This is a genomic window from Sphingobium sp. WR1, from assembly GCF_059693745.1.
On sequence record NZ_JCATID010000011.1, the window covers coordinates 154603 to 165048 of the forward strand.

General features: G+C 66.3%; 11 protein-coding genes. 4 read left to right on the forward strand and 7 right to left on the reverse strand.

The annotated features are described in order from the left end of the window. Nucleotides 1-68: 68 nt before the first annotated feature. A complete protein-coding gene (locus AC58EF_RS14690) occupies nucleotides 69-590 on the forward strand; it encodes a regulatory protein RecX (RefSeq protein WP_497277089.1) in 522 nt (173 codons plus the stop codon). Between the two features lie 139 nt (nucleotides 591-729). Here the strand turns inward: AC58EF_RS14690 and AC58EF_RS14695 are convergent, their stop codons facing one another. Then, nucleotides 730-1050 (reverse strand): hypothetical protein, encoded by a 321-nt coding sequence (locus AC58EF_RS14695; RefSeq protein ID WP_497277090.1) that lies wholly within the window; start codon nucleotides 1048-1050, stop codon nucleotides 730-732. A 37-nt stretch (nucleotides 1051-1087) separates the two neighbouring features. Between AC58EF_RS14695 and AC58EF_RS14700 the strand changes: the two genes are divergently transcribed. Continuing rightward, complete coding sequence (locus AC58EF_RS14700) at nucleotides 1088-2215, forward strand: serine hydrolase domain-containing protein (protein WP_497277091.1); 1128 nt, start codon at nucleotides 1088-1090, stop codon at nucleotides 2213-2215. On the opposite strand, the gene AC58EF_RS14705 is transcribed toward AC58EF_RS14700, so the two are convergent. From AC58EF_RS14705 to AC58EF_RS14730, 6 genes are all read right to left on the reverse strand, one after another. Further along, the gene (locus tag AC58EF_RS14705; RefSeq protein ID WP_497277113.1) at nucleotides 2212-2997 is read right to left on the reverse strand and encodes a PhzF family phenazine biosynthesis protein; all 786 of its coding nucleotides are present in this window, start codon (nucleotides 2995-2997) and stop codon (nucleotides 2212-2214) included. The two genes, AC58EF_RS14700 and AC58EF_RS14705, sit on opposite strands and share 4 nt — an antisense overlap. A gap of 91 nt (nucleotides 2998-3088) precedes the next feature. After that, entirely contained in the window at nucleotides 3089-4870 is a 1782-nt protein-coding gene (locus tag AC58EF_RS14710) for an SLC13 family permease (protein WP_497277092.1), read from the reverse strand. 301 nt (nucleotides 4871-5171) lie between these two features. Continuing rightward, nucleotides 5172-6254, reverse strand: a complete 1083-nt coding sequence (gene aroC / locus AC58EF_RS14715; RefSeq protein ID WP_497277094.1) for a chorismate synthase — start codon at nucleotides 6252-6254, stop codon at nucleotides 5172-5174. Between the two features lie 29 nt (nucleotides 6255-6283). Next, nucleotides 6284-7093, reverse strand: coding sequence for an enoyl-ACP reductase FabI (gene fabI, locus AC58EF_RS14720; protein ID WP_497277096.1), 810 nt, complete (start codon nucleotides 7091-7093; stop codon nucleotides 6284-6286). Continuing rightward, complete coding sequence (locus tag AC58EF_RS14725; protein WP_497277097.1) at nucleotides 7090-8055, reverse strand: YihY/virulence factor BrkB family protein; 966 nt, start codon at nucleotides 8053-8055, stop codon at nucleotides 7090-7092. The genes fabI and AC58EF_RS14725 overlap by 4 nt, the downstream gene beginning before the upstream one ends. A gap of 15 nt (nucleotides 8056-8070) precedes the next feature. Continuing rightward, the gene (locus tag AC58EF_RS14730) at nucleotides 8071-8997 is read right to left on the reverse strand and encodes a DnaJ C-terminal domain-containing protein (RefSeq protein WP_497277098.1); all 927 of its coding nucleotides are present in this window, start codon (nucleotides 8995-8997) and stop codon (nucleotides 8071-8073) included. A 136-nt stretch (nucleotides 8998-9133) separates the two neighbouring features. Between AC58EF_RS14730 and pdxH the strand changes: the two genes are divergently transcribed. Together pdxH and AC58EF_RS14740 are read left to right on the forward strand one after the other, a co-directional pair. Continuing rightward, nucleotides 9134-9721, forward strand: coding sequence for a pyridoxamine 5'-phosphate oxidase (pdxH, locus tag AC58EF_RS14735; protein WP_497277100.1), 588 nt, complete (start codon nucleotides 9134-9136; stop codon nucleotides 9719-9721). 194 nt (nucleotides 9722-9915) lie between these two features. After that, nucleotides 9916-10446, forward strand: a 531-nt coding sequence (locus AC58EF_RS14740) for a dicarboxylate/amino acid:cation symporter (protein ID WP_497277101.1), incomplete at its 3' end; no start/stop codon positions are given.

A 10446-nucleotide genomic window follows, 5' to 3' on the forward strand; every position in this document is an offset into this window, starting at 1 on the left:
GACAAGGCGCGGTAAAATTCCGGCCCGACTGTGGCATAAACATGGCGTATCGGGCATTGAGGTTCGAAATGACCGGGAAACGTCTCCCCCCGCCGCTTGACGAGGACATGCTGCGCGACCTTGCGCTGCGCCATGCCGCACGCTTTGCGACCAGCCGGGGCAAGCTGCTCGCCTATCTGCGCCGAAAACTGCGCGAGCGCGGCTGGCGCGGCGGGAAGCCCGCAGATCCCGAAGGACTGGCCGATCATTTCGTGGAATTGGGTTATATCGACGATGCGGGCTATGCGATGATGAAGAGCGCGTCCCTCGGCCGGCGCGGCTATGGTGCGCGCCGGATCGGCGAAGAATTGCGCGCCGCCGGCATCGCGGAGGAGGATCGCGCGCAGGCCGACGCCCAGACCCGCAAGGACGCCTGGTCCGCCGCCGACCGCTTCGCCCGCCGCAAGCGCCTGGGCCCCTATGCCACCGCGCCGCTCGATCCCCCCGCGCGCGAAAAGGCGATCGCCGCCTTCCTGCGCGCCGGGCATGACTATGCGGTTGCGCGGAAATGGGTGGATGCGGCGCCGGGGGAAATGATGATGGAGGAATGATGTGGCGTGGCGAGGAGAAAAAGGGAATGGAAGCCTTAACGATGCCCCAACCCAACCCTTCAAAACGAGGCGCGTGACTCGTTTGCTATAATGGCTCGCTAATGGTCGATTTCAGATCGTCCGAAAGCAGGCGGCCCGTTCAATTCGCGGGATCGAGCAGGCAGCCCCAGCCCGGCCTGAAGCGCGCGGTGCGGCTGGCGAGCAGGGGGACGCTCGCCCTGACCGCATTTTCTTCCGGCAGATCGGTCAGGCGGACCATGGCCATCCCAGGTTCCTTGTCCTGCTGGCAACTGCCCATGGCGCGTCCTTCGACATAGCGGCAGGAACAGCCGATCCGCGCGCCATAGGCCGCGCCTACACGCGCCTGCACACTGAGGCTGGTCCAGCGCCATGCCAGCACGCCAAGCAGCAGCACAAGGATCAGCACTGCTGCAATCCACCATTTCCGCCGAACCGCCATGGCTCTTTCCTACGCCTCCATGTAAGGGCGCCGGCTTATGCAGATCGACAGCCGAATCGTAAAGCGCCTTGGGATAGGCGCCGGCATAGCCGCGCTCGTCGTGGCGGGGACACTCGCCGGGCGCGGGGCGCAGCAGGGGCCGGACCCTGTCTATCGCGTCGCGTCCGACGCCGTGGTGGGCGAAAGCGCGCTGCACGGGGCGATCGACCCGCTGTTCGACGACGATGCGATGGGCCAGACCCGTGCGCTGCTGGTGATGCGCGACGGCAAGGTGATCGCGGAACGCTATGCGCCCGGTTATGGCCCGGACACCAAGCTGCTGTCCTGGTCGATCGCCAAGAGCGTGACGGCGGTGCTGGTGGGGTTGATGGTCGCCGACGGGCGGCTGGCGCTCGATGCGCCGGTGCCGGTGCCCGCCTGGAGCCAGCCGGGCGACCCGCGCGGGCGGATCACGCTGCGACAGTTGCTGACGATGAGTTCGGGTCTGGACCATATCGAAGACGGCGATCCGCTGCCCGATGGCGATACGGTGCGAATGCTCTTCGCCGACGGCGCGCAGGACATGGCGGCCTATGCCGAAGCCAAGCCGCTGGCCCATGCGCCGGGCGAGGCCTTCGCCTATTCGACCGGCAGCAGCATGATCCTGACCGACCTGATGACGCGGATGCTGACCAACAGCGCCGACCCCGACGCGCGGCGGCGGGCGATGCAGATGTTCATCGACGGGCGGCTGAAGGCGCCGGGCAAGCTGCCCAGCCTGACGCCGGAATATGACGCGGCCGGTACGATGATCGGCGGCAGCATCCTGCACATGACCGCGCGCGATTATGGCCGCTTCGGCGACCTGCTGCGCCGCCGGGGGCGGTCGCCCAGCGGCCACCAGATATTGCCGGAAAAATGGATCGACCTGATGACCACCCCGTCGCGCCGCAACCCGGCCTATGGGCTGCATATCTGGCTCAATCGCGACAGTAGCGAAAGCGCGCTGATGCCGGGCCAGGCGCCCGAGAGCCTGTTCGGCTGCGTCGGGCATAATGGGCAATATATCCTGATCTCCCCGTCGCAGCGGCTGACCGTGGTGCGGATCGGCATGTCACCGGACAAGGAACAGCGCCGCGCGGTGCGCGGGGCATTGGCGAAGCTGATGGGGCTGTTTCCGGGTTAAAGGAAAAAGCGCCCCTCGATCACGGTGCGGCAGGCGCCGGTCAGGATGACGCGGTCGTCCGTCAGCGTGCAGCCCAGCCGCCCGCCCCGCGCCGAGGCCTGATAGGCGCTGATCTCGTTCTTCCCCAGCCGTTCCGCCCAGAAGGGGGTAAGCAGGCAATGGGCCGATCCGGTGACAGGGTCTTCATTCACCCCGCCGCCCGGCACGAAAACGCGGCTGACGATATCGCTGTCCTCGCCCGGCGCGGTCGCGATCAGCATGATGTCGCCCAGCGCCTTCAGCGCCGCGAAGTCGGGCGACAGCGACCGCACGGCGGCGGCGTCGGGGAAGAGGAAGAGGCTGTAGCCACCATCGCGCCAGTGCGATTCGAGCGGCTGGCCGCCCAGGCCCGCCGCGAGATCGGGAAGCGCCTTGGGCGCCATCGTCCATGCGGGGAGTGACAGGGCATAGCCTTCGCCGTCGCGCAATACTGTCAGGATGCCGGCATGACGGGTGCGGAAGCGGATGAAGTCCCCCTTCATCAGCACATGGCCGCTCGCCAGCGTGGCATGGCCGCACAGCTTCACCTCGACCGCCGGGGTGAACCAGCGCAGTTCATAGTCCGCTTCGGGATCATCGGGGGTCGGCACGGTGAAGGCGGTTTCGGAGAGGTTGTTTTCCTCCGCAATGTGCTGGAGCGTGGCGTCGTCGAGCCAGGCGTCGAGCGGCATCACCGCGGCGGGATTGCCGGTGAAGGGCGCGTCGGCGAAGGCGTCGACCTGGATGAAGGCCAAACTGGGCATCAGGCTGGTCATGGGCGTTGTCCTCGTCATTTGCGCCTTGATGCCGGGCGTCGCACGGCATGGACAGGGCCGGCCGCGCCGGATTGGCAGCCTATCCGAGCAGTACCAGAGTCGTGCACACCGCGACGCCGACGATGATGTTGATCGGCACGCCGATCCGCACGAAGTCGGCAAAGCGATAGTCGCCCGCGGCATAGACCAGCGCGTTGGTCTGATAGCCGATGGGCGTGGCGAAACAGGCCGATGCGCCGATCATCAGCGCGATTACCAGCGGCCGGGCGTCGACGCCCAGTTGTTGCGCCAGCGCGATTGTGATCGGCGTGAGCAGCGCCGCCACCGCATTGTTGCTGAGCAGTTCGGATAGCAGCAGCGATGCGAAATAGACGATAAAGACCAGGCTCCAGGCCGGCGCCACCTCCATCATCGGCGTGATCCATCCGACCATCAGCGCGACGCTGCCCGCCTGCTCCAGCGCCAGCCCCACGGCCAGCATCGCGAAGATCAGGATCAGCGTATCGCCGTCGATCGCGCCCCAGGCTTCTTCCGGGTCGATGCAGCGGGTGACGAGGATCAGGCCCACGGCGATCACGGCGGCCAGGCCGATGCCTACCACGTCGAAAGCCGACAGCAGCACCGCGCCGGCCATGGCGGCGATCGCGATCCACGCCTTGCGCGGTCGGAAGGCACGGGTGCGGCTGATATCGACGCCGATCAGGTGCGGATTGTCCTTGAGCGCGCGCATGGCGTCGTCGCCACCCGCCACCAGCAGGCGGTCGGCGCCGCGCACGCGTGTCTCGGCCAGCTCCGGTCCGGGCAGATGGCGTGCGCGGTGGATGCCGATGATCCGCACGCGCAGCGCGTGGAGAAAGGGGATGTCGATCAACCGCTCGCCGATCGACGGATGGCTGGGCGCGACCATCGCCTCGACCACCGTGCCCTCCTGCGCGCTGGTGCGGGAATCGGCGGCGACGCCCAGTTCGAACCGGCCGGATTCGCGCAGGGTCATGATCGCCGCGCCATCCGCCCGAACGATCAGCCGGTCGCCGGAATAGATATCCTCTTCCTCCAGATCATGGCGCCGGACATCGCCCCCGCGCTTGAGGCCCAGCAATTGCACCGACCGCCCGAACAGGCCGATGGAACCGATCTGGCGGCCTATGTCGTCGCTATCCTGCGGCACGACCAGTTCGGTCAGATAATCCTGCACCGCGCCGCCCCCTTCGCCCGCGATCGACGGCGGATCGCTGGGCAGCAGGAAGGAAAGGCAGAGCAGCGCCACGATCCCCGCCGCCGCGCCGGCCGCCCCATAGAGGGTGATGTCGAAGATGCCGAAACCCGCCATGCCCTGTTCGGCGGCGATGCCCGCGACAACGAGGTTGGTCGAGGTGCCGACCAGCGTCAGGCATCCGCCCAGCACCGCGACCGTGTTCATCGGGATCAACAGCTTCTTGACCGGATAGCCGGTCGCCTGCGCCAGCTTGAACATGATCGGGATCAGCAGAACGACGACCGGCGTGTTGTTGAGGAAGGCCGACAGGAGCAGCGCGCCCAGCGCGACTTCGGCGAGCGCGATCCGGGGATGACGTTCGGCGCGGGTCATGATGAGGTCGGCGACGCGGCTGATGACGCCGGTGCGGATGAGCGCGCCCGACAGGACGAACATCGCGCCCACGGTCAGCGGCGCGCTGTTGGAGAAGACGGAGAACATCGCCTTTTCGTCCAGCATTCCCAGCGCGCCATAGGCACAGGCGCCGACCACGGCGATGACGGTGGGCGAATAGCGTTCGCGCACGAAGGCGACGAACATGCAGGCGAGGATGATGAGGCCGATTTCCGCGCGGTAGATGCCGAGCAGCGCGGTGATGAAATGCATAGGTCGTTGGCCCCCGTTAGATCGCGTTGCGCGCGTCTCTGACGGAGGTGAAACGAAATGGGCCAGCCATGGTTGCATGGCTGGCCCGTGTCGCGGCTGTCAGGGGACGTTTTGACCGTCAATCCGCGCTTTTTAATCGCAGCGTTTTTCGAGAAAAACGCATGGACGCGTGGTGACGCTCCCCAGGCTTACGCTCTGCCGCTCGCCCTCCCGCGGGCGATGGATGTCATCCTATCGTAATGGGAGCGAGTCGTCTCGCGGATAATGGGCGTTGGGCGCAACGATGGAGCGGTTCGGCGCGTCAGTCCCGCGCGCCATCTCCACATTGGGCGCGGTGGAGCAGCTTCTGGTCCGCCAGCACCAGCGCCATCATCGCCTCGACCACCGGGACGCCGCGAATGCCGACGCAGGGATCGTGGCGGCCCTTGGTGATGATGTCCGACGCCTCGCCCTCGCGCGTCACCGTCTCGACCGGGATCAGGATCGAACTGGTCGGCTTGAAGGCGACGCGGACCTTCACCGGCTGACCGGTGGAAATCCCCCCGGCAATGCCGCCGGCATGGTTGGCGAGAAAGAGGGGGCCGTCGTTGCCGGGCCGCATCGGGTCGGCATTCTGCTCGCCGCGCAGGCGGGCGGCGGCGAAGCCGTCGCCAATCTCCACGCCCTTAACCGCGTTGATGCTCATCATCGCGCTCGCCAGTTCGCTGTCGAGCTTGGCATAGAGCGGCGCGCCCCAGCCCGCCGGGACGCCCGAGGCGATGCATTCGACGACCGCGCCCAGCGACGACCCGTCCTTGCGCGCGCCGTCGACCAGCGCTTCCCAGCGCCTAGCGGCCTCCGCGTCGGGGCAGAAGAAGGGGTTCTGGCCGATCTGCGACGGATCGAAGTTCACAATGTCGATAGCGTCGCCGCCAATCTCGCTGACATAGGCGAAGATATCGACTTCGGGGATGACGAGCCGGGCAACGGCGCCCGCCGCCACGCGGCTGGCGGTTTCGCGGGCGGAGGAGCGCCCGCCGCCGCGATAGTCGCGAAACCCATATTTGGCGTCATAGGCATAGTCGGCATGGCCGGGGCGATAGGCCTTGGCGACATCCGAATAATCCTTGGAGCGCTGGTCGGTATTTTCGATCATCAGGCTGATCGGCGTGCCCGTGGTCCGCCCCTCGAACACGCCGGACAGGATGCGCACCGCGTCCGGTTCGCGGCGCTGGGTAGTGAATTTGGACGTGCCGGGCTTGCGCAGGTCGAGCCAGGGCTGGATGTCCGCCTCGCTCAGTTCCAGGCCCGGAGGACAGCCATCGACCATGGCGCCGATCGCCGGGCCATGGCTTTCGCCCCAGGTCGAAAAGCGAAACACGCGACCGAAACTGTTGAAACTCATAGGGTATCCGATCCGGTCGCGTTCAGTCTTCAGGCCTTGTCGAGCGCGATGTCGGGCGCGTCCTCGGCCTTCATGCCGATGACGTTGTAGCCCGCGTCGACATGGTGGATTTCACCGGTCACGCCAGACGCCAGGTCCGACAGCAGATAGAGGCCGGCGCCGCCGACATCCTCGATCGTCACGTTCCGGCGCAGCGGCGAGTTCAGCTCATTCCATTTGAGGATATAGCGGAAGTCGCCGATGCCGCTGGCGGCGAGCGTCTTGATCGGGCCGGCGGAGATGGCGTTGACGCGGATATTTTCCGGGCCAAGATCCATCGCGAGATATTTGACGCTGGTTTCCAGCGCCGCCTTGGCCACGCCCATGACGTTATAATGGGGGATGACCTTTTCCGCGCCATAATAGCTGAGCGTCAGGATGCTGCCGCCTTTGGGCATCAGCGCGCGCGCGCGCTTGGTGACGGCGACGAAGCTGTAGGCCGACACGTTCATGGTCAACAGGAAATTGTCGAGGCTGGTGTCGACATAGAGGCCGCGCAGCTCATTCTTGTCCGAAAAGCCGATCGCATGGACCACGAAATCCAGCGTGCCCCAGCGCGCCTCGATCTCGGCAAAGGCGGCGTCCAGCTTGTCCATGTCGGTGACGTCGCAGTCGATCAGGAAATCCGATCCGACCTGCTCGGCCAGCGGCCGCACGCGCTTGGCGAGCGCATCGCCCTGATAGGAAAAGGCCAGTTCCGCGCCCTGGGCGTGCAGCTGCCTGGCAATGCCCCAAGCCAGCGACTTGTCGTTCGCCAGCCCCATGATCAGCCCGCGCTTCCCTGCCATCAAGCCTGTCATTGTATCGTTCCGTTCCCTTTGTCCTGCATGGCGGCTTCTGCTTCCTCTTCGGGGAATTCCGCCAGCGCCGCATTCAATTCCGCGCCAATTACCACGCCAAGCCCGACGAGAAAGAAAAAAATGAGGGTGATCATCACGCCCGCCAGACTGCCATAGGTGCGGCCATAGCCGCCCAGCAGCGACAGGGTGGGCGGCAACAACAAGGTCGTGCCATACCACCAGAAGGCCGTCGCCACCGCGCCGGGCCATTTGGGAAAGCGCCGATCCTTGTAGAGGGTCGGCGTCAGCGCGACGAACAGCGACCAGAGCGCGACGCAGGTGATGCCCATCGGCACCAGCTTCGCCGACGCGACAAGCGCGATCGCTTCGTCTGCCCAGGGGAGGATCTGATGCAGGAACTGGTCGACGCCCGTGATCGCGACCTGAAGCGAGAAGGCGAACATCACCGTGAACACGCTGGCCAGGGTGATGCCGATCGCGCCCAGCCGATAGCGCCAGAAGGGCTTGGTGCTTTTCGTGCCATAGGCGCGGCGGAGAATGTCGCGGATCGTCTCGATCAGGCTACCCACGGTCCAGAGGCCGACCAGACCGCCAAGCCAGAGCAGCGGCCCGGTGCGCGCGGTCAGCACTTCGCTGATCGGCTGGCGCACCACGTCGGCGACGCCGCGCGGAACGGTGGTGAGGAAGGCGTTCACCGCCTGCACCCCATCTTCGGTCCGGCCGAAGATGCTCGCCACCGCCGCCGCGACGATGAAGAAGGGGAAGAGCGTCATCAGCGAGAGATAGGCCAGATTGCCCGCATGGATGAAGCCGTCGCTATAGGTGCCGACCAGGACGCGCCTGGCGACCTCGAAGACATGCGACCCCGGCCGCACCCGGTTCATCTGCCGATGGAAATGCGCCCGCGCCTCCCGCGCCATCTGGCGGCGCTGCTCGGGCGAGAGGGGCGAGGGCATCGGCATTCGCGCCCTAACGCGTCAGACGCCCAGATGGGCGCGCACCGCCCTTTTGTCCTGCCAGCCCTCGATCAGCGCCCGGATCGCCGGGTCGTCGGCGGGCACGTCGATCTGAAGCGTGACGAGTTGGTCGCCGCGCTGGCCGTCCTTGCCGGTGAAGCCCTTGCCGCGCAGGCGCAGCGTCTTGCCGGAGGTCGCGCCGACCGGCACGCCCAGCATCACCGGGCCGTCGACCGTGGGCACCTTGACCTTGCCGCCCTTCACCGCCTCGTCGAGGGTGATAGGCAGGTCGAGCAGCACATTGTCGCCGTCGCGCCGAAAATGGGGGTGCGGCTTCACGTCGATGGTGACGATCGCATCGCCCGCGCCGCCCGGCCCCGCCTGCCCCTTGCCCGACAGGCGCATCTGCGTGCCGCTCTCCACCCCGGCGGGGAGCTTCAGGTCGATCGTCTTGCCGTCCTGAAGCGTGATGCGCTGCGGGCTGAGCGTCGCGGCGTCGACGAACTGCACGGCGAGCCGATAATTGACGTTCGCGCCCTTTTGCGGCGGCGCCTGTCGCCCGAAGCCGCCAAATCCGCCGCCACCGCCCGCCGCGCGGCGGCCCGCGCCGCCGAACAGGCCTTCGAAAATATCGCCGAAATCCGCGCCGCCGCTATCGAAACCGCCACCGGGCTGGCCACGGAATCCACCGCCGCCGCTGCCACCAAAACCGAAGGGCGCGGTCGGATTGCCCTCGCCGTCGATTTCGCCCCGGTCGAAGCGGGCGCGCTTGTCCTTGTCCGACAGCAGGTCATAGGCGTTGGTCACGGCCGAAAATTTCTCCGCGGCCTTGGGATTGTCCTTATTCTTGTCGGGATGCAGTTCCTTGGCCAGCTTGCGATAGGCGGACTTGATCTCTGCCTCGCTGGCGCTGCGGGCTACGCCCAGGGTGGAATAGGGATCGGCCATTCATCTACCTGTTGCACAAAAGCATCACTTGCCGACTATGTGGACGATGCGGCGCATACATTCAAGACAAGGATGGCGGTTGGGTGATTGAGCGTCCCCATATCGACACCCTTGTCCCCCTCCCCTAAGACGGGGCATGACCGATCCTTTCGTCCTTTTCGACACATGGTATGCGCAGGCGCGCGAGACCGAACCCAATGACAGCAACGCCATGGCGCTGGCCACCGCTGACGCGCGCGGGCGGCCATCGGTGCGGATGGTGCTGCTGAAGGGGCATGGGCCGGACGGTTTCCTCTTCTACACCAATTTCGAAGGGCGCAAGGCGGGCGAGTTACTGGAGAATCCGCACGCGGCCCTGCTTTTCCACTGGAAGTCGCTGCGCCGCCAGATCCGGATCGAGGGGCCAGTCGGCCCTGTCGACGACGCCACCGCCGACGCCTATTTCGCGACGCGCAGCCGCGACAGCCAGCTCGGCGCCTGGGCGTCCGACCAGTCGCGGCCGCTGCCCGACCGGCAGACGTTCATGGACCGGTTCGACGCGGTCAGCGCCCGGTTCGAAGGCGGGCCGGTGCCGCGTCCGCCGCACTGGTCGGGCTTTCGCGTCACGCCCGAACGGATCGAGTTCTGGCAGGATCGCGAGCATCGGCTGCACGAGCGCCGCCTGTTCGAGCGCGCGGGCGTCGGCGGAGCCGGGGGCTGGCGCGAAGGCCTGCTATACCCCTGAGCTTCGGCCCCGGCCTTTGCCGTCACCACCGGCACGGCCCGAAAAATTGGGGGCGGAAACACGGTCCTGCTTCGTCTTTCCCCATGCGGCTGGGCGTCCGCGCCGATTGCGGGTCGCCCATGCGCCTGTTAGGTGTCGCCTGACAGACGTAAAAATAGGGCGGGGGCGTCTGCGGGCGGCCTTAGAGGAAATTGATGCGAAACAGACTGACGGCCTTCATCCTCATTGGGATGGTCCTGGGGGTGCTCACCGGCTTCGTGGCCAATCTCTGGGTCGGTGGAGACAAGGCGCTGGCGAAGGATGTGGCGGGTTATTTCCACCTGCTGGCCGACATCTTCCTGCACCTGATCAAGATGATCATCGCGCCTTTGGTGTTTTCGACGCTGGTCGCGGGCATCGCCCATATGGGCGACAGCGCGGCGCTGGGGCGGATCGGGGGGCGGGCGCTCGCCTGGTTCATCATCGCCAGCCTGATCTCGCTGACCCTGGGCCTGATCTTCGTCAATTTCTTTGCGCCGGGCGAAGGGCTGAACCTGGTCCGGTCGGGCGCGGATTCGGGGGTGAGCACCGAAGCGCTCAACTTCCGCGACTTCATCCTCCATGTCTTCCCCACCTCGATGATCGGGGCGATGGCGGACAACCAGATCCTCCAGATCGTCGTCTTCTCCCTGTTCGTCGGCGTCGCGCTGACCGCCATCGGCGACAAGGGCAAGCCGATCATCACC